Origin of the sequence: Arhodomonas sp. AD133 (genome assembly GCF_051195215.1) — a bacterium.
Classification (GTDB): domain Bacteria; phylum Pseudomonadota; class Gammaproteobacteria; order Nitrococcales; family Nitrococcaceae; genus Arhodomonas.
In genome coordinates this window covers 16,846-36,007 of the sequence record NZ_JBNAZM010000048.1, presented here as the reverse complement: position 1 = coordinate 36,007, position 19,162 = coordinate 16,846, and the positions used below count along the sequence as shown (strand labels likewise).

Genomic DNA, 19,162 nt, shown 5'->3' with positions numbered 1-19,162 from the left:
TGGAATGCCGGGTTACCCGCTTCGAAAAAAGTCGCCCAATACGACTGAGGCAAGAGCGTCGATTTAACGGCGCTTACACTCCAATATCGTGCCGGCAGTTCGGGCTCGTGGGAATAATGCTGGCGCAGATAGGGGCTTAGGTCCACTGGGCGTCAATGTCGGCTTTGAACTCAGCTGTCCGCCACAGCGGTACTGATCCGAACGCTGGTCGAGGACAGGCTCGAACCTGACACCTGGACGCGGGCCAGATGGCGGCCGTGTCCAGGTGTCGCTCGACCTGGATCAGGAGAGGTCGAAGCGGTCCGCGTTCATCACCTTGTTCCACGCGGCCGCGAAGTCACGCACGAACTTCTCCTGCGCGTCGTCCTGTGCATAGACCTCCGAGATTGCACGCAGTTGGGAGTTCGAGCCCAAGACGAGGTCGACACGCGTGCCGGTCCACTTCAGCTCGTCCGTCCTGCGATCGCGGAGCTCGAATTCCTCTTCCTCGTCCGACGTTGGCTCCCACTTCGTGCCCATGTCGACGAGGTTCACGAAGAAGTCGTTCGTGAGCGTCTCGGGCCGGTTGGTGAAGACGCCGTGCTGGAAGCCACCGACGTTGGTGTTCAGCACGCGCATGCCACCAATGAGCACCGTCATCTCGGGTGCCGTCAGCGTCAGCAGTTGTGCCCGATCGAGCAGCATCTCCTCCGGGCGCATGGTGAAGCGGGTCTTGAGGTAGTTACGGAATCCCTCGGCGATCGGCTCGAGTACTTCCATGGCCTCCTCGTCGGTCCACTCCTGCGACGCATCGGTGCGCCCCGGGTAGAAGGGGATATCCAGGTCGTGCCCCGCCTTCCTGGCGGCCTGCTCGACGGCGGCGTTGCCACCGAGGACGATCAGGTCGGCGAGGGACACCCGCTTATTGCCGGACTGCGCGTCGTTGAACGCCGCCTGGATGCCCTCCAGGGTTTGGAGCACCTTCGCCAGCCGCTGTGGCTCGTTGACCGCCCAGTCCTTCTGCGGTGCGAGACGGATGCGCGCCCCGTTGGCACCACCGCGCTTGTCGGAGCCACGGAAAGTCGATGCCGAGCCCCAGGCGGTCGAGACCAGCTCGGGGATCGACAGCCCGGAGGCGAGAATCTTTTCCTTCAGGGCCGCGATGTCCTTGTCATCGATCAGCTCGTGATCGACGTCGGGGACCGGGTCCTGCCAGATCAGGTCCTCGTCCGGGACTTCCGGGCCGAGATACCGCGACTTGGGGCCCATATCGCGGTGGATCAGCTTGAACCACGCCCGGGCGAACGCATCCGCCAACTCGTCCGGGTTCTCGTGAAAATGCTTCGTAATCGGCCCGTAGCTCGGATCCACTTTAAGCGAGAGATCCGTCGTGAGCATCATCGGTGGATGCTTTTTCGACGGGTCGTGAGCATCGCGCACCATGTCCTTGTCCGCGACATTCTTCGGAGTCCACTGATTCGCACCGGCGGGGCTGTGTGTCAGCTCCCACTCGTAGCCGAACAGGAGGTTCAGGTAGCTGTGATCCCACTGTGTCGGTGTGTGCGTCCACGCGCCTTCGATGCCGCTGGTGATCGTGTACTCGCCCATGCCGGTGCCGGCGCTGTTCCGCCAGCCGAGGCCCTGCTCCTGCAGCGGCGCCGCCTCGGGTTCCGGACCGACATGCGACGCCTCGACAGCGCCGTGACACTTGCCGAATGTATGCCCGCCGGCGATGAGTGCGACTGTCTCATAGTCGTTCATCGCCATCCGCCCGAAGGTGTCGCGAATGTCCTTGGCGGCGGCATACGGGTCCGGGTTGCCGTTCGGCCCTTCCGGGTTCACGTAGATCAGACCCATCTGCACGTTGGCGAGTGGCTGCTGGAGCTCGCGCTCGCCGCTGTAGCGCTCGTCGTCCAGCCACTCCTGCTCGGGGCCCCAGTAGACGTCCTCCTCGGGCTCCCAGATGTCCTCACGGCCAAAGCCGAAGCCGAAGGTCTTGAAGCCCATGTCCTCCAGGGCGCAGTTGCCGGCCAGGATGATCAGGTCGGCCCAGGAGATCTTGTCGCCGTACTTCTGCTTGATCGGCCACAGCAGTCGGCGCGCCTTGTCGAGACTGGCGTTGTCCGGCCAACTGTTGGTCGGTGCGAAACGCTGCGAGCCCGTTCCTCCGCCGCCGCGGCCGTCGCCGATGCGGTAGGTACCCGCAGCGTGCCAGGACATCCGGATGAACAGTGGCCCGTAGTGACCGTAGTCCGCCGGCCACCAGTCCTGGGACTCTTTCATCAGGGCATACAGGTCCTGCTTGAGGGCGTTCACGTCGAGCTGCTTGAGCGCTTCCCTGTAGTCGAACGCTTCGCCCATGGGATTGGACACAACTGAGTGCTGGTGCAGAATCCTGAGGTTCAACTGGTTGGGCCACCAGTCATAGTTCGTCGGACCTTCACCACCCATTCGTGTTTGGGCCCCGTGCATGAACGGACACTTGCCCGCGGCCCCGAGATCTTGTGCGCTCATCGCTCTCTCCGCCTATGCTGCGTTGTCGATAAACCGACCCGTACTGTGTGGGTCCCTCCTCCTTAGGCTTGTGCATGTTGGGTGGGGCAAGCGGGTTGCACACTGGCGTTGTAGCCGTCGTCGGTGAGGTATCCGTTCCTGCAGCCGGCGCTCTTGCATGCCGACACTGCACCCTTCCATGGAACATAGCCCCGCGCACGCCACTCAGCTAATTGAACGTACCGGATTCAACGATAGGGCCGGGCTATCGCTATAGCCCGGCGGCGCTCGCCGGGTAAGCATGAGCGGGTTAGTGCGAGGACTAACCAAACGACTGGAGAACTAAGGTCTTACACGCAAGTATGCGCCAAACAGCGATCAATCGCAGCGTGCCGACCGATTTGGTCGAAAACCGTCATTGAACCGTGTCAAAGCGTGCCAGGGGGACAGGCCCGACACTGCTCCGCACCATGTGCAGGTCACCGGGCCCAAAACGACGAAGGCCCGCGCGATGGCGGGCCTTCGGAGATCTGGCGGAGAGGGAGGGATTCGAACCCTCGGTACCCAGTAGGTACACACGCTTTCCAGGCGTGCTCCTTCGACCGCTCGGACACCTCTCCGGGTTGTGTGTGCTCGTCGGGCCAACCAACGAGGCGTGAGAGGTTAAACGAGATGCGCCGCGAGATCAATCGCCGCGCTTGGGGCCGCCCGGGCCGTAGTAGGGCATGCCCGGAAACTGGGTCACTTTGCCCTCGGCGTCGGAAATCTTGGCGGTGCCCTCTTTCTCCACCTCGTCGATGCGAATGATGGAGTGCATGGGGATGTAGCTGCGCTTGACGCCGCTGAATTCGTCCTTGAGCTTCTCCTCGGCGGGGTCCACGACCACCTGGCTGCGCTCGCCGAAGGTGAGCTCCTCGATCTGTACGAAGCCGAGCATGCCGCCGTCGGCCACGCTGTGGGCGTAGACTTCGTACACCTTGCCCTGGTTGTGGAAGATGACGCGGTAGATGCGCTGGGTCGCCATGGTGCGTTGCTCTCGAATTCGATGCCCGAAGCAGCCGCGAAGGATACCACAGCTGCTACCGCAGACCTGGAACCTGGATCAATGACATTCAACCGATCACCGTCACCACCACGCTGCGGCGATGGGGGCTGGTGCGGTGCTCCCACAGGTAGATGCCCTGCCAGGTGCCGAGTGCCAGCCGGCCGTCGCGCACCGGCACTGTCAGGCCGGTATTGGTGAACACCGTGCGCAGGTGGGCGGGCATATCGTCGGGTCCTTCGGCATCGTGGACGTAAGCGGGATCGCCGTCCGGGAAGAGCCTGGCCGCAACGGTTTCCAGATCCTCGCGCACACTCGGGTCCGCGTTCTCGCAGATGATGAGCGAGGCGCTGGTGTGCCGGATGAACACGTGGCACAGGCCGGCCGAGACGCCGCTGCCGCGGACGGCGTCGGCGACCTCGGCGGTGATCTCCGTCGTTCCCCGCCCGGGTGTTCGCACGGTCAACTCGTTCTGATGCATGGGCATCCCTGACATGTCCGTCGACGTGGGGCAGGATAATGCGGTCACCCGCTACCGGATTCAACGCCCATGCATGGCTGGGAAGGCAAAGCCTTCGAGGACATCGAGAAGCTCACCCGCCGCCGGGACCCGCGACGCTACCCGGTGGGCGCGGTCACGAGCGACGGCACGCGCGAGGTGGTGCAGTGGTTCCGCAACTACCCGGAGCTGCAGCAGTACCTAGTGCGTATGGAACCGCAACGCTGGGGGCTCGCCGGCGCCGACCTGCTCGCGCTGAAGCCGGAGCTGGAGCGCGCCCTGACCCCGCTGGCCGTGGCCGGCCCGGTGCCAGCGGTGCGGGCCACCTACAACGAGGCGGTGGCCGGCTACTTCACCCTGCTCTGGTGGGGCACGCTGGACGACCTCCTCGCCGGTGACGACGACTGGAGCGCCAGGACACTGGCGGCAGCCCGTGCGGCGGCGTTCACCGGAGAACCCCGCCGTGAACGGCTGCTGGAGTGGCTGAAGGCGCAAGCCGCATCCGATTGAGCGTGGCGACACGCCCAAAAGGCGAGCGCTCGATGTGACTCACCGGCCTTGACGGGTCATGATCCCTCAGGCCGGTGACGACGCGTCCATAAGCCGCATTCCCAGGATGCAGAGGCTGTATTCCTCCCCGTCCATCTCGGCGATGTCGGGCAGGCGCCCCCATTCGCTGAACCCAAGGCTTCGCAGCAAACGCAGGCTCGGCTCGTTGTGGGCGAAGACGTAGCCGACCAGGGTCCGTATGCCCAGCGCCGGCGCTTTTCTGAGTGCGTCGGTCAGCAACGTCCTGCCAAGACCCCGGGCGCGGTACTCGCCGTCCACGTAGACGCTGACCTCCGCGGTGTGGCGATACGCCGGCCGGCCATAGAAGGATTCGAAGCTCACCCATGCCACCACCCGCCCTTCGCACTCATGAACGTACAGGGGGCGCGACAACGGGTCGTGCGCCTCGAACCACGGGCGGCGCTCGTCGACGGTGACCGGCTCCAGGTCCGCCGTCGCGCGGCGGGCGGCGATGGTGGAATTGTAGATCTCGACGATGCGCGGCAGGTCCGCTGGGGTGGCGAGGCGAAGCGTCATGAGGGTGCATCCGTGTTGTGCCGTTTCGGGGATCGAGTTTCGCGGAGCGAGTGGCAAGCGGCAAGTTAAAGGTGCCCAAACGGAGTACCGGCCGTAAGTCGCCCGAGCTGCAACGGGCGAGTCGTAGGGCGGCGAGCGCGAAGCGCTGGCCGACATGCCGGCGCACGCAGCCATGTCGGCTGCCGAGAGCAGCCGACCTACGGGACCACCCGGTGATCATGACCAAGTGACATGCACCTCCACCGTGAACCGGTCATCCCGCAGGCTCGAAATACTCATCGGCGCCCAGCTGCAGGCAGCCTCAAGCCGAGAACCATCAAGCACGAAGACCGCGTACCAGCCGTTAAGTCGCCCGTGCTGCAACGGGCCATGGGCTGCGATCCGCGGGACCTGACACCCGAAACGCGCCCCGCGGAACCACCCTTCGCTACAACTCCGCCCAGATCCGCAGCAGGTTCGCCACGGATTTGGTCATCAGGTCGAATTCGTGGGTCTTGCCCTCGTTCTGGAAGATCTGCCGGCGGGCGGTGTCCAGGTCGAAGAGGATCTCGCGCTGGGCCGGGTCGCGTACCAGGCTCTGGGCCCAGCCCACCGCGGCCAGGCGTTCGCCGCGGGTAACCGGCTCGACGCGATGCAGTGTGGACGAGGGATAGATGACCATGGACCCCGCGGGCAGCTTGTAGCTCTGTTCGCCGGCAGTGGTGTCGGTGACGAGCTCGCCGCCGTCGTAGCTGTCCGGGTCGGAGAGGAACAGGGTGAACGAGACGTCGGTGCGAATGACGCCGCCGCGGCCACCCATGATGCCGTCGTCGACATGGTTGCCGTACTCCATGCCGGGCTCGTAACGGCTGAACATCACCGGTTTCACGACCTTGGGCCGAACGGCGAGCTGAAACAGGGGGTTGCCCTCGATGGCGGCGTTCGCTTTCTCGCGCAGGCGGGCGACGACGTCGCTGCTGCCATCGGCCTGGGTATTGCGCTTGACCGTTCGCGCGTGCCAGCCGGCGGTTTCGCGGCCATCACGAAAATCCACCTGGCTGAGACGCTCGCGCATGTATTCGAGCTGCTCTTTGTCGAGTACGTCGGCTACACACAGAATCACGGCTGTTCGCCCTCCTCCCTACACCACGTTGCAAGCGCGCAGAAAGTTATCATGAAAACCAATGCGAATCACTTGCATTTTGTCATGGACATTGCCTAGAGTTCGTGAGTTACGGCAATCCGCCAACAATACCGAATACAGGAGAGATGCTCATGGCAACTCGCATGAAACTCTGGGTCGGCATCGGCGCGTGCGTCCTCGTCGGTACCGGCCAGACAGCAGCAGCGGATGCGAGCGACCCATTCCAGCCCGTTACCACCGCGACGAGCACCCAGCTCCTCGCCCATGGCGGTGAAGGCAGTGAGGGCGGGGAAACCAGTCACGGTGGCGAAGGCGGTGAAGCCAGCCACGGTGGTGAAGGCGGTGAAGCCGGCCACGGCGGAGAGGGTGGTGAAGGCGGCGAAGCCGGCGCTTTGAGCCATCTCGGCGGCGGCGAAGGTGGTGAGGGCGGTGAAGGCAGCGCCTCTGCCCCGGCCGCGGTTAACAGCCCCGGCGTCTATTACGCCACCCTGCTGTTCATGAAGGGCCACCTGTGGGTCGCCGAGGAGCTCTACACCAGCGGCAATACCGAGATCGGCTCCGCCCACATGGGTCACCCCTACGCCGAACACTTCGACTCGGTGGAGGATGCGCTCGAGGAGCGGGGCGTGACCGGCATTCACGACGCGCTGGAACACCTGGCGGAGGAAGCCGGCAGCCAGCCCGACTGGTCGGCGCTGGAGCCCGCCTACCAGGAGGCCCAGAGCGCCATCGACCGGGCAATCGCCAGCCTGGACCCGAGCCTGCGGGAAGATCCGGACTTCATCGCGGACGTCGCGCTAGGGGTGCTGCGCAAGGCCGCGCATGAATATGAAGAGGCGATCTCCGACGGCGAATTCGTCAATGTCGTCGAGTATCACGACGGCCGCGGGTTCGCCCACGTCACCCGCAAGCTGCTCGAGGATCACGCCGACGTGCTGAAAGCGGCGGACGCGGATACCTACGAGACCCTGCTGGCCGACGTGGATCGCATTCTCGAGGCCTGGCCGTCGGCGATGCCGCCGGAGAAGCCGGCCGTGAGCACCTCGGAGCTCGCCGGCAACGTCTCCCGCTTCGAGCTCCACGCCAACAACCTCTGAGCGTCCCCGCTCCGGGCCGGTCATTGACCGGCCCGGACGCCTGCTCGACCACTGGATCAGCCGCTCGCGCAGAGACGTCCTGCCGCCGGCCCGTAATCAGTGGTTGTGAGAATCCTGTAGCTTTGCCTTCTGCTCGGCGGAGGCTTCCGTCTGGTAACGCGCCTTCCACTCGGCGTACGGCATGCCGTAAACGATCTCCCGCGCGCCCTCGTAATCCAGCTCCACGCCGCGCTCCTCCGCTGCGGCCAGGTACCACTTGGACAGGCAGTTGCGGCAGAAGCCGGCCAGGTTCATGAGATCGATGTTCTGCACGTCGGTACGCTCGCGCAGGTGATCCACCAGTCGGCGGAACGCCGCGGCTTCGAGCTCGGTGCGGGTCTGCTCGTCCATCATCGCCTCCAGGGAATGCATTGGTCGGTTCGTTGGCCATGAGGATAGCGCCTGTCCGCCGGCGTTGTCAGAGTCGTGACCGACTAGGCGGGCGTGCCACCGCGGGTCGCACACGCTTGCGGCACGGGCGTGGCGGACCTACTAATCTTCTCAGGGGTATTGCGATGCGCCCGCCGGTTGGAGGCTCCGGCATGTCTCCTGCCATCCTGCATCCCAGCGCTCGCCTGCGTCGCGGTATGGCCGCGATGATCATCGCGGTCGTGGCGTTGCTCGTCACGGCCCTAACCGAGTCCCCCGCCATCGCAGCGGACGAGGCGGCGCTCGTCGAACGGCTGCGCGACGGCGGCTACGTGCTGTACTTCCGCCACGCGCAGACGGACTGGTCGAACCCGGACGGGCGCCACACCGAGGAGAACATCACGAGCTGCGACCCGGCGCGCATGCGCCAGCTCTCCGAGCGCGGCCGGGAGACGGCCCGCGAGGTGGGCGAGGCGATACGACGGCTGGCGATTCCGGTGGGCGACGTGTACGCCAGCGAATACTGCCGCAGCCGGCAGACCGCGGAGCTGCTGGGCCTGGGTCCGGTACGAACCACCCGGGACGTCCTCAATGCCCTCGCCGCCGATCTCATCGGTGGACGGGAGACGCTGCGCCGGCGCGCACGCACGCGCCTGGCGACCCGGCCGCCGGCGGGTCGGAACACGATCATCGTCGCCCACGGCAACGTGCTGATGCTCGCCGCCGGCCGGCGCCCACCGGAAGCCGGAACGGCCATCGTCCGGCCCGCCGGTGATGGCGAATTCGAAGTGGTCGCGGTATGGGATGCCGCCATGTGGATGACGCTCGCCGCCGAGCACGCTAACGACACCGCTACGTCGCCCGCGGAGGAGGCACGCAATGATCCGCTTACTGGCCCTGCTGCCGTTGCTGCTGATCCCCGGCACCGCCGACGCTGCCAAGGTCACCGTCAACCGGTTCGAAGTACCCGACGGGGCCCACCCCCACGATGTGGCGCCACAACCCGGCGGTGGTCCAGTCTGGTACACGGCTCAGTATCAAGGTGCGCTGGGGCGCCTGGACCCGGCGACCGGCGAGACGCGCCATATCGCCCTCGGTGACGGATCCCGCCCCCACGGCGTGATCGTCGGCCCGGACGGCGACGCCTGGGTCACCGACGGCGGCCTTAACGCCATCGTCCGGGTGGATACCGACACCCTGGAGGTCACCAGCCACCCACTACCCGGAGACACTGGCTACGCCAACCTCAACACGGCGGCATTCGACGCCTCGGGCACCCTCTGGTTTACCGGCCAGTCAGGCATCTACGGACGACTCGATCCGGCGCGCGGGGAGATGGACGTTTTCGACGCACCGAGGGGTCGCGGCCCCTACGGCATCACCGCCACACCGGACGGCGAGATCTACTACGCCTCTCTCGCCGGCAGCTACGTCGGCCACGTGGACACCGACAGCGGCGAGGTCACCGTGCTGGAGCCCCCCAACGCCAACCAGGGCGCCCGCCGCGTGTGGTCCGACGCCGACGGCCGAATCTGGGTCAGCGAATGGAATACCGGCGTACTCTCCCGCTACGCCCCGGACTCCCGCGAGTGGCGGAGCTGGCCTCTGCCCGGCGACAATGCACACGCCTATGCGGTGTACGTGGACTTCCAGGGGCACGTCTGGGTGAGCGATTTCGGCGCCAACGCGGTGCTGCGATTCGACCCTGAGCGCGAACGCTTCGAGCCGTTTCCCTCGCCGGAATCCAATGCCGCGGTACGCCAGATGCTGGGCCGCGAGGGCGAGGTCTGGGCACCGGAGTCGGGAACGGACACGCTGGTGCGGTTCCGCGTTCGCTGATACCTGCCTTGGGGCATGCACCGCACCGGCTGACGGCAGTGGACCGCGGCCCCGCGGGCTATTCTGCAGCGATCATTGGCGCCGCACCTTCGACCCGTCCAGCATGAGCTGCGGCGGAAGGCGTCGCTATCGAGCGGCTCGTGGCGCTCGAACACGAGCCGCCAGACCGCCGCCAGCAACGCCGGGTCGATGATCAGCGCCGTGTGATCGACGGGGACGTCCGCCCGGAACTCGCCACGGTCGCGGCCGCGTTCGAGAATCGCGGCGAGCAGGCGCCGACTTGCTGTCCAAGTACAGATGGATGGTGCCCTTGGCCACGCCCCCGCGCCTGGCCTGACGGCGTTCGTGCTCGCTGCCATGGGCATCGCCCTCGCCCGCTTCCGCTGGACGCTGGATTGAGGCATCGCCCACCGGCTCACCCACTGAGTGTTTCCGATCCGCGACGGACATGCCGCCACGGTCTCGCTACGCGCGATCATGCGGCAAGACGGTCGCGCGCGCCGTCGCCATGGACCGAATGGGCATGCCCGTGGCCGTTGTTGACCAACCCCGTTATCATATTGATGCGCACGGTTTGATCACCCGCCGGCCCCAACCGCAATGTATGGCGTCGATGCCACCGCCGGGGCTGTTGGCGGGCGCGGCAGCGAACGGCCAGACAACGCGATGCGTATGGATTCGGTGGACGAGACAGGGGGACGACGAGCCTCGATGGATGCGCGCCAGTGCAAGCGATCCGGCCCGATGGGAGACGACGCTGCGGGAGCGGCGGTACAGGGCGATCTTGCGCGCACGTTGTTGCGTGCCGCGCGACCGAGAACGCCCACCGCCTCGATGACCGTCGGCGAGCTGATCGACAACCTCGGCAGCCAGTCCTTCGGCTGGTGCCTGCTGCTGTTCGCGATGCTCAACCTCATGCCGATGCCCATCGGCTCCAACATGGTGACGGCGCTGCCGCTGATCTGCCTGGCGGTGCAGGTCGCGCTCGGGCTCGACTGCGTGCGCCTGCCGCAACTCATTACCCGCCGGCGGCTGGACCATCGACGTTTCCGCTCCACGGTCGTTCGCGCGCGGCCGGTCATCCGCTTTCTCGAAGGGCTCATCCGCCCGCGTCAGGGCCGGCTTCTCGACCCGATGTTCACGCGGCCGCTGGGTCTGCTGCTGCTGGTGTTCTCGCTGGCGCTGTTCGCCCCGATCCCGTTGAGCGGTTTCATCCCGGCGGGTGCGCTGTTCCTGATCGCCCTGGGCATGGTCGCCCGCGACAGCGTGGCGTTGCTGGCGGGGATCGTGCTCGGCGTCGTCGCCGTGGGCATCACGATCGGCGTGGGTGGCGCGATCGTCGCCGGCCTGAACGGCCTCGTTTGATCGCCGGGCCGCGCTTGGGTCGAGATGGCACCGCTCGCCGCTGACATCCGGCGGGCGTGCCACGGCACGCGGACAATCATGTCACTCCCCCCTACGCTGCGCGGCAACGCACCCGTTCTTCACCACCGTCTTCGTTCGGCTGTTCGACGCTCGTGCGAGTGAGCGACGATACGTCGCATCTGAGCAGTTTCGACGGAAGCCACCACGACCGTCATGGCTGGAGGCGAACGATGACCATGCGAGCTGCGACACGCGTGCGGCTTCGTCGCCAACGCGGCTGGCGGATGCCCGCCAACACTGTGAAAGTCGACCGAAGCACCCGATGGGGCAACCCTTTCGTCGTCGGGCGGCACGGCGACCGCGAGGCGTGCGTTCGTCTCTACCACCGCCTGCTCGCCGGTGAGCTCTGCCACGGGATGGACAATCTCGATGCGCAACGCCGGACACTCATCCAAGTCCGTGGCCACCTCCATGAGCTCACCGGCCGCAACCTCGCGTGCTGGTGCCCGCTGGACGCCCCCTGCCACGCGGACGTGCTCCTGGCACTGGCGAACGATGCGGCGTATTGCGACAAAGAGTGAAACCTGCTTCACTCCTTTTATCATGGCTCGACCTCATGACCGACGAACGGCCCACGGACGGCCTGCAAGAGAGGGAGCGTACAGTGGACGACCTGACAGCCTTCGCGCACGGAATCATCGAATCCCAGCCCTTCAGTCAGCTCATCGGTGCCGAGCTCACGAACACCGGACCGGGCAGCGCCGAGATCAGCGTCCCCATCGTCGCCGAGCTGAAGCAGCAGCACGGCTTCGTCCACGGTGGCGTCATCAGCTATCTCGCGGACAACACCATCACCTTTGCCGGCGGCCTGGGACTGGGCGGCAACGCCCTCACCTCGGAGTTCAAGATCAATTACCTCAGGCCGGCGATCGGTTCGCATCTGGTCGCGCGCGCCCACGCGGCGAACATCGGCAAACGCCAGGCCGTCTGCCAGTGCGAGGTCTATGCGGTGCGCGACGGCGAGGAAAGCCTGTGCGCGATCGCCCAGGGAACTGTCGTGCCGGCGTCCGACTGACGCTCACCACCGTTCGGCGACATGGCAGCGCCCGGGCGCTGCCATCGTCTGTCACCGGGTCTTCGAGCTATCCTCGAGCGGATTGGTAAGCGCGCTCCGGATAGATCAGCGAATCGATACTCTGCTGGAAAATACCGATCAGCCCCTCCTCGGTGCCCAGGGTGTGGTATTCGTTCGGGCCGTAGCGCAGCCCCTCCTGGACGCGCTCGGCGATCGCGAAGTCCTCCTGGTCGAAAACCACGTCGTTGGTGAACTTGAAGCGCTTGGCCAGCGCTGCCTGCCCCCGCTCGCCCTGGAACTGCGATTCCCGGTAGAGCATTTCGTGGGTCCAGATCGTGCGATCCGGTGCTACCGGGTAGAACGCGTTAATGGACACGTAATCGGGGTGCATGATGAAGAACGCGTTCGGGAAGAGCAGATAGTAGACGGACGCATAATCGAGAATCCGCCAGGACTCCGGCGCCACGTCCAGAACGTCGAGAATGTTCGTGCGCGCGGCAGCCATTCGGATATGCGGGCCATGTTCGTAGTGGGCGATGACGCCCTTCTTGAAGTTCGCCGCGAGGGTCGTGCGGTGGAGATGGGGGACGTGATAGCCCTCCAGGTAGGTCTTCAGCAGCAGCTTCCAATTCGCGTTCCTGGTCACGGAGGTCTTGCAGTAGCGCACGAGATCGCCGATGGCGAAGTGCTCGATGTCATCTCCGATCGCACCGAGGTGCGAGTCGAGGTCGATGGTCGCACCGGACGTCGGGTGAACCCAGACGAGCCCCATGCGCTCGGTGACGGGCAGCTCCTGGAGGCTGTACTTGCACCGGTCGAGACCGGGGAAGGCATAGGATTTCGGCACCGACCTGAGCGACCCGTCGAGACCATAGGCCCACCCGTGGTACGGGCAGACGAATGCCTTGAGCCGATCCTCCTCCCCCGAGACCAGCCGCGCCCCGCGATGACGGCACACGTTGAGAAACGCCCTCAGGGTGCCGTCGCGGTCGCGGACGACGACATACGGGAACCTGTCCCAGTCGCTGAGCAGGTACGAGCCCGGCTCCCGCACGCTCGACGCATGCCCCGCGATCATGGGGTAATCGCTGAACGCCGTCGCCATCTCGCGCTCGAAGATATCCGGGTCCGTGTAGTTGCGCACGGGGATGTGAACGACTTCCCCCAGCATTTCCTCGTCACGGCCCTGCTCGCGCAGTGCCAGTAGCTTGTTCAGGGTCTCGACTTGCTTTTCGTGCCGCATTGATCGCCTCCTGGCTTGCGGGCCGGCTTCCTGATACGTCGCAGAACCGTTGCGCTGGAGGCGTCACATCGCAGCGGCGACGATACGGTGGCCCGCCCCGCCGTCGCGGAGCCCGTGCCGCTCTCCTCCTCATTCACGCACGTCCGCGCAAAGCCAAGGCTAGTCGACCGCCGAATCCGTTGCAACAAGTATTGAATGATGTTTCACTCTTTATCATGGCTTATCGACGTACTCCGAAAATCGCAGCGCGCATGGCGCAAACCCGGGAACGCATCGTGGACGCCGCGGAAGCGCTCGTGGCCGAAGGCGGCTACGGCGCCACGGGCATGCCCGCCATCGCGGAAAGGGCCGGGATCTCCACCGGTCTCATCTACCGCTATTTCAAATCCAAATCGGAGCTGTTCGACGAAGTCTTCAAGCGGGCCGCCCAACGGGAGATCGATGCCTGCGCCAGAGCAGCCGCGACGTCCGGCCCGGCACGCGAGCGGGTGCGCCGCATCGCCGAAACCTTCGCCCAGCGCGCCCTCAAGGGCCGACAGCTCGCGTATGCACTGCTGGCGGAGCCGGTGGACTCGACCATCGAGGCCGAGCGCCTGCACTTCCGCGTGCCCTACCGGGACATCTTCACCGGCGTCATCGAGGACGGCATCCGCGATGGCGAGCTCCTCACCCAGGACGCGGCGCTGCTCGCCACCGCCATGGTCGGCGGCATCGCCGAAACACTCGTCGGCCCTCTGAGCGAGGCCCCGGCGCCGGAGCGCGAGCACGCGCTGATACAGGGGGTCGGCCAATTCTGTGTCCAGGCACTCGGTCCGGCGCCCGGCGAAGCGCCCGCGGGTAGAGAACAGAAGGAGACCCGCCGTGACTGACTTCGTGCAACCCCCACCGGTTGCCGGCAACCGCTTCCGTACCGATCCCTCGCTGCGGCTGGCACTCGCCTGGCGCCTGCCGGATGACATGTTCGAACAGGCGAAGCCCGCTCTCGAGCGAATGGGCCGGCTCGCCGACGAGACCATGCACCCGCTGGCGGCAGAAGCCGAGGCGCGGCAGCCGCAGCACACGCCCTACGACGCCTGGGGTCGACGCATCGACCGCATCGACGTGGACGCGAGCTGGCAGGAGCTGGTTGCCATCGGTCAGCGCGAGGGCCTGGTCGCCCTGCCCCACGAGGCCCCCTATGGCGAGCACTCCCGGCTGGTACAGGCGGGCCTGATTCACCTGTACGATCCGGCGAGCGCGGTGGCCGACTGCCCTCTGGTGATGACCGACGGCGCCATCAGCCTGCTCCGCGAGCACGACCCGGCCCTCGCCGACCGCTACGTGCCGAGACTCACCGCCCGGGAGAACGCGTGGACATCCGGGCAATGGATGACGGAGAAGACCGGCGGCTCCGATGTCAGCGCCACGGCTACCGCCGCATACATCAACGCGGACGGTAGCTGGTCGTTGCACGGCACCAAGTGGTTCACATCCGCGGCGACCTCCGACATGGCACTGGCGCTGGCCCGGCCCGACGGCGCCGAAAGCGGCAATCGCGGGCTGTCGTTGTTCCTCATCGAGCTGCGCGACGCCCAGGGCGACTGGAACGGCATCCAGGTCCGCCGGCTCAAGGACAAGCTTGGCACGCGGGCGCTACCCACCGCCGAGGTGGACCTGGTCGGTGCCCGGGCCCTGCCGGTGGGGGCACTGGGCGATGGCGTACGCAAGCTCACCGGGCTGCTCAACATCGCCCGCTTCTGGGCGGCGATCGGCGGTCCAGCCGGCGTCGGCCATCTGCTGGCGCTCGCTCGCGACTACGCCCACAAGCGGGTGGCATTCGGCCGCCCCCTGGCGCAGAACGCCGTCCATCGGCGCTGGCTCGCCCGCATCGCGGCACAATACGACGCGATGCTGATGCTCAACCTCGAAACCGCCTGCCACCAGGGGCGCATGGAGCACGGCGGGGACGGCGAGCTCGCCCGCCTGCTGGCACCGCTGAACAAGCTCGCCTGTGCCAGGCAGTCCGTCACGGCGGCGAGTGAACTCCTGGAGAGCTTCGGTGGTGCCGGTTACCTGGAGGACACCGGCATACCGCGCATCTTCCGGAATCTGCACGTTCACTGCATCTGGGAAGGCACCACGTCCGTGCTCGCCCATGACGTGCTGCGGGCGCTGGCCGCCGGCAACGGTGGCGAAGCCTTCGCCGACGAGATCGCGCGGCGCATGGGCCGGCTACGCCACGAGGCAACCGCGGGCGTACGACACCGCCTGGAAGGCGCGCTGGACACGCTCATGCCGCTGATCAACGATCCCGTGGAAGCCGGGGCCCGGCGTATCGCCTGGGGCATGGCGAAAACCTACCAGGCCCTGCTGCTCGCCGAGTTCGCGGAATGGCGTTTCGACACTCACGGCGACCGCGCCGGATTCGCCGCCGCAGAGATCTTCGCCGGGGACGGTCTGGTGGATGCCCCATTCCCCAACGCGCAAAGCGCGACGCTGGATGCCCTCGCGTTCGGTCGAATTCATCCATAATCGATGCCCGAGAGTCCCGGAGCAGTGCCGGTGGGGAGGAAAGCGGCATGTGGACGATCAACCAGGCGCTGGAGAGCGCCGCCCGGAAATTCGGCGACCAGCCCGCCATCATCGACGGCGAACGTCACATCGCCTACGGCGAGCTCGAGGCGTACGTGCGAGCGGCGACGGCATGGTTGCAGGCGCAAGGCATCGGCAAAGGCGACAAGATCGCCCTGCAGGGGCGCAACACCCTCGCCTGGATCGTCAACTACTACGCCGCCCTGCGGGCCGGCGCCGTGGCGGTGCCGATCAACCACAAGCTCGCCCCGGCGGAAACCGCCTACATTCTCGCGCACAGCGAGAGTCGGCTCCTGCTGGTGGACCACGACGTCTACCGGGAAGACGCCAACCGCGACACGGCGCTACCCGTGTTCAGCCTCACCCGGAGCGACGCCCCGGCCGACCCGCCGGCTGCCCCGCCAGCGACCGGCGTCGATGACGCCCCCGAACCCGTCGCCTGCACGGACACCGACCTGGCGGAGCTGCTCTACACATCCGGGACCACGGGCAAGCCGAAAGCCTGCATGCACTCCCATGCCAATGTTCTGCTCGCCGGCATTGCGTCGAGCCTGGTCTACGGCCTGAGCCCCGACGATCGCGTACTCCTGGCCATGCCGGTGTGGCACAGCTTCCCCCTGAACAACCAGCTCGTCGCCAGCCACTACCTCGGGGCCGCTGTGGTGCTGCTGCCGGAGTACCATCCGCAGCACTTCCTGGAGACGGTCCAGGCGCAGCGCTGCACCCTGTTCTTCGGCCCGCCGGTGGCTTATTCGATGCCATTGCAGAAGGTGCCGGACTTCGACACGTATGATCTCTCCAGTATCCGCGCGTGGCTCTACGGCGGCGGCCCGATCGACGAGACCATGGCCCGGACCCTGATACAGCGCTACCGCAGCGATCGTTTCTACCAGGTTTTCGGAATGACCGAGACCGGCCCGACCGGAACCGCACTGCGCCCGGATGAGCAGATAGCGAAAGCCGGCTCCATTGGCCGCTGGCCGGTGAGCGGCTGCGATCTCGCGGTCATGAAGAACGACGCCCGCGAGGCCGGCCCGGGCGAGGTCGGGGAAATCTGGATGCGTTGTCAGTCCATCATGCAGGGCTACTATCGCGACCCGGAGAGTACCGCGAATGCCTTTCACGGCGAGTGGTACCGCACGGGGGACCTCGTCCGCGTGGACGACGACGGTTACCTGTTCATCGTCGATCGGCTCCGGGACATGATCATCACCGGCGGCGAGAACGTCTATTCCCGGGAAGTGGAAAACGTCCTCGCCGAATTACCCGGCATCCGCGAAGCCGCCGTGATCGGCCGCCCCGATCCCGAGTGGGGGCAGACCGTCGTCGCCTATGCCGTGCCCACCCAGAGCGGCCGGCCGGATCCGGAAACGCTTCGACGGCAGTGCGAGCCCCTCCTGGCTCGTTACAAGATTCCCCGAGAGATCCGGTTCGTCGACGCTCTGCCCCGGACCCCAACTGGAAAGGTGATGAAATACAAGCTTCGTGACGCCTACTAGCCTTTAGTCAGCGCCGGCGCAACTGCTTTCGGCGAGCGGCTGGTAGACGGCCTTTCCATCGAGTGTGCGAACGCGCCGAAAGTAGTCCCACGCGCCCTCCGACTCACCGGGCCGTTTCACTTCCATGAGCTGCAGATCCTGCACCAGTTGGCCATCCGCCCGCAGCGTCCCGTCAGGCGCGTACATGTCGTCCACGGGCGCCCGGCGCATGGCGGTCGCCACCTCCGCGGGCCGGTCGGAGCCCACGGCCGCGGCTGCCTCGAGGTAGTGCTTGACCGCCGAGTACACGGCTGCCTGATCGTAAGTGGGCATCGCCCCGTGGCGAGCGTAAAAGCGCTTCGCCCATTGCCGTGTCCGCGGCGTGGACTTCCAGTAGAACGGCGAGATGAGCCGCATTCCACTGCCGGCATAAAGCCCCAACGCGCGGATGTCGGTCACGAACACCTGGCCGGTGACATCCTGCCCGCTCTGCATCATGCCGTGCTCGTAGGTGTTGCGGATCGCTTCCCGGCGCCCCGCACCAAATATGAAAATCGTCCGGCTCCCCCGCTGATTCCGCAGCTCTGCACGGGTAACCTGGGTCAACACGTAGAGATCCGGCACCCAGTGAAACGCAGTGGGGGTACAGCCCGCACCGGTCAGCCGGTCCGTGACGGCGCCGGTGGCAACGGTGACCGCTTTCCCCGCGACCGCCGTTTGCACTGCCTCGGCGACATCGCGACCCGCCAACCCGACCACCAGGTCGGCACCGTCGGCCAGCAGCTGGTCGACGCCCCGCCGCGCACGCACCGCGTCGCCGCCGTGGTCTTTCCCCGCTACCTTGACGGGCACGGAGCCGACGCGACCCCGGGCGTCTGCGGCCGCCAATTCGGCGGCCACCACGGCTCCCGGCCCCTCGGCGTCGGACATGTCGCCCTCCATGGCCGTATAGACGACAACACGAACCTCACCGCCCGTATACCCGCCGTAGGCGCACACGGACGCCCCACCCAGCGCAAAGGCGACCAGGCTTCCAATGAGCCGTGCCAACACTCTCATGCCCCCTCAGCTATCTATCGTCGTTCTTCGTTAGGGAAACTCGCCGGTCGGACGAGACCGCCGGCACCGCGCCGGCATTTGAGTAGCTCTATTACATTTTTGCGACAGGATCAATGCCGGGAACCATCTCTTCGCACGATCATCGTCATTAAATCATCAAGTTAGGATCTGACATGTAAAGAATCGGACGCGATCGGCCAGTGAGATTCGGGCGCTAATATGTAATTTAATTACGGGCCAGGTGCAGCGTATCCACCACCCCGGACTGGCCCGCTTCGACACCCCGGCTTACGGAAACGCTGAACGCTTCCCGTTATCTGCGGATTGCCCCCGCACGACGCTATCGCGTACGCCGTGGACGTGCCCGGGCGCAATTACTAATCCGATCATAGGTCATGCCACATGTCAGCGAGGCTGTCGGGCGTTCTCGCAAGGCGCGAGGAGCGTGGTGTAGCAAGCTGCTACATGAGCGACGAGCAACGCCGCGAGAGCGCCCGACAGCCTCGCCCGAAGGGAGCGCTTGTGCGGCCCGGCTGCGGCGTTGCGCTCACTCGACGTGAGCCTTGCCACGCCTTCGCTCGCGCGCCTAGCAGCCGAATCGCACAAGCGCTCTGACACGTGGCATTACCAATATGATCGGATTAGTAACCCCCGACCTCCTGATCCCTGGCCAGGTGGTGTATATTCGGCGCCCGGGCACAACGAAAACACACCGATACAAGGGACGTAGGAGTGGGGGTGGCAGATCGTATGCAAACCGGGCGACCGCCCCGGCAGGATGTCCGGTTCGGAACGCCGGGCCGAA

At 66.1% G+C, this 19,162-nt stretch carries 18 protein-coding genes and 1 tRNA gene; 10 read left to right on the top strand and 9 right to left on the bottom strand.

Annotated features, from left to right (window positions below; translation table 11 throughout):
- Nucleotides 1-282 precede the first annotated feature (282 nt).
- From katG to ACPEES_RS19265, 4 genes are all read right to left on the bottom strand, one after another.
- On the bottom strand, nt 283-2,493 hold the full coding sequence (gene katG, locus ACPEES_RS19280; RefSeq protein ID WP_435105267.1) for a catalase/peroxidase HPI: 2,211 nt from the start codon (nt 2,491-2,493) through the stop codon (nt 283-285).
- Between the two features lie 510 nt (nt 2,494-3,003).
- Nucleotides 3,004-3,092 (bottom strand) — tRNA-Ser (locus ACPEES_RS19275).
- 65 nt (nt 3,093-3,157) lie between these two features.
- Nucleotides 3,158-3,496, bottom strand: a complete 339-nt coding sequence (locus ACPEES_RS19270) for a DUF1820 family protein (protein ID WP_435105265.1) — start codon at nt 3,494-3,496, stop codon at nt 3,158-3,160.
- A gap of 88 nt (nt 3,497-3,584) precedes the next feature.
- Nucleotides 3,585-4,001, bottom strand: a complete 417-nt coding sequence (locus ACPEES_RS19265; RefSeq protein WP_435105263.1) for a secondary thiamine-phosphate synthase enzyme YjbQ — start codon at nt 3,999-4,001, stop codon at nt 3,585-3,587.
- 63 nt (nt 4,002-4,064) lie between these two features.
- Between ACPEES_RS19265 and ACPEES_RS19260 the strand changes: the two genes are divergently transcribed.
- Entirely contained in the window at nt 4,065-4,523 is a 459-nt protein-coding gene (locus ACPEES_RS19260; protein WP_435105261.1) for a hypothetical protein, read from the top strand.
- A gap of 66 nt (nt 4,524-4,589) precedes the next feature.
- On the opposite strand, the gene ACPEES_RS19255 is transcribed toward ACPEES_RS19260, so the two are convergent.
- Nucleotides 4,590-5,099, bottom strand: a complete 510-nt coding sequence (locus ACPEES_RS19255; RefSeq protein ID WP_435105259.1) for a GNAT family N-acetyltransferase — start codon at nt 5,097-5,099, stop codon at nt 4,590-4,592.
- Nucleotides 5,100-5,526: 427 nt separating this feature from the next.
- A complete protein-coding gene (locus ACPEES_RS19250) occupies nt 5,527-6,201 on the bottom strand; it encodes a Fe2+-dependent dioxygenase (protein WP_435105257.1) in 675 nt (224 codons plus the stop codon).
- 152 nt (nt 6,202-6,353) lie between these two features.
- On the opposite strand from ACPEES_RS19250, the gene ACPEES_RS19245 reads away from it, so the two are divergent.
- Nucleotides 6,354-7,319 carry a hypothetical protein gene (locus tag ACPEES_RS19245; RefSeq protein WP_435105255.1) on the top strand — a complete coding sequence of 322 codons (966 nt, stop codon included), beginning with the start codon at nt 6,354-6,356 and terminating at the stop codon, nt 7,317-7,319.
- 96 nt (nt 7,320-7,415) lie between these two features.
- Here ACPEES_RS19245 and ACPEES_RS19240 read toward each other — a convergent pair whose 3' ends face one another.
- Nucleotides 7,416-7,709: a DUF1244 domain-containing protein gene (locus tag ACPEES_RS19240; RefSeq protein ID WP_435105269.1), complete on the bottom strand. Its 294-nt coding sequence runs from the start codon at nt 7,707-7,709 to the stop codon at nt 7,416-7,418.
- A 191-nt stretch (nt 7,710-7,900) separates the two neighbouring features.
- Between ACPEES_RS19240 and ACPEES_RS19235 the strand changes: the two genes are divergently transcribed.
- From ACPEES_RS19235 to ACPEES_RS19215, 5 genes are all read left to right on the top strand, one after another.
- Nucleotides 7,901-8,827, top strand: coding sequence for a histidine phosphatase family protein (locus ACPEES_RS19235; RefSeq protein WP_435105252.1), 927 nt, complete (start codon nt 7,901-7,903; stop codon nt 8,825-8,827).
- Entirely contained in the window at nt 8,718-9,566 is an 849-nt protein-coding gene (locus ACPEES_RS19230) for a Vgb family protein (protein ID WP_435105250.1), read from the top strand. Before ACPEES_RS19235 ends, ACPEES_RS19230 begins: the two co-directional genes overlap by 110 nt.
- A gap of 744 nt (nt 9,567-10,310) precedes the next feature.
- Nucleotides 10,311-10,931 (top strand): exopolysaccharide biosynthesis protein, encoded by a 621-nt coding sequence (locus tag ACPEES_RS19225; protein ID WP_435105248.1) that lies wholly within the window; start codon nt 10,311-10,313, stop codon nt 10,929-10,931.
- Nucleotides 10,932-11,161: 230 nt separating this feature from the next.
- Nucleotides 11,162-11,512 carry a DUF4326 domain-containing protein gene (locus ACPEES_RS19220; RefSeq protein WP_435105246.1) on the top strand — a complete coding sequence of 117 codons (351 nt, stop codon included), beginning with the start codon at nt 11,162-11,164 and terminating at the stop codon, nt 11,510-11,512.
- Between the two features lie 83 nt (nt 11,513-11,595).
- Complete coding sequence (locus ACPEES_RS19215) at nt 11,596-12,006, top strand: PaaI family thioesterase (RefSeq protein WP_435105244.1); 411 nt, start codon at nt 11,596-11,598, stop codon at nt 12,004-12,006.
- Nucleotides 12,007-12,073: 67 nt separating this feature from the next.
- Here the strand turns inward: ACPEES_RS19215 and ACPEES_RS19210 are convergent, their stop codons facing one another.
- Nucleotides 12,074-13,249 carry an aromatic ring-hydroxylating oxygenase subunit alpha gene (locus ACPEES_RS19210; RefSeq protein ID WP_435105242.1) on the bottom strand — a complete coding sequence of 392 codons (1,176 nt, stop codon included), beginning with the start codon at nt 13,247-13,249 and terminating at the stop codon, nt 12,074-12,076.
- Between the two features lie 251 nt (nt 13,250-13,500).
- Here ACPEES_RS19210 and ACPEES_RS19205 point away from each other — a divergent pair, with 251 nt between their 5' ends.
- The 3 genes from ACPEES_RS19205 to ACPEES_RS19195 are packed head-to-tail and all read left to right on the top strand — an operon-like array spanning nt 13,501 to nt 17,319.
- The gene (locus ACPEES_RS19205) at nt 13,501-14,118 is read left to right on the top strand and encodes a TetR/AcrR family transcriptional regulator (RefSeq protein WP_435105240.1); all 618 of its coding nucleotides are present in this window, start codon (nt 13,501-13,503) and stop codon (nt 14,116-14,118) included.
- Nucleotides 14,111-15,760: an acyl-CoA dehydrogenase family protein gene (locus ACPEES_RS19200; RefSeq protein WP_435105238.1), complete on the top strand. Its 1,650-nt coding sequence runs from the start codon at nt 14,111-14,113 to the stop codon at nt 15,758-15,760. Before ACPEES_RS19205 ends, ACPEES_RS19200 begins: the two co-directional genes overlap by 8 nt.
- Nucleotides 15,761-15,807: 47 nt before the next feature.
- Nucleotides 15,808-17,319 carry a class I adenylate-forming enzyme family protein gene (locus ACPEES_RS19195; RefSeq protein ID WP_435105236.1) on the top strand — a complete coding sequence of 504 codons (1,512 nt, stop codon included), beginning with the start codon at nt 15,808-15,810 and terminating at the stop codon, nt 17,317-17,319.
- A 3-nt stretch (nt 17,320-17,322) separates the two neighbouring features.
- On the opposite strand, the gene ACPEES_RS19190 is transcribed toward ACPEES_RS19195, so the two are convergent.
- A complete protein-coding gene (locus ACPEES_RS19190) occupies nt 17,323-18,357 on the bottom strand; it encodes an ABC transporter substrate-binding protein (RefSeq protein WP_435105234.1) in 1,035 nt (344 codons plus the stop codon).
- Between the last annotated feature and the right edge of the window lie 805 nt (nt 18,358-19,162).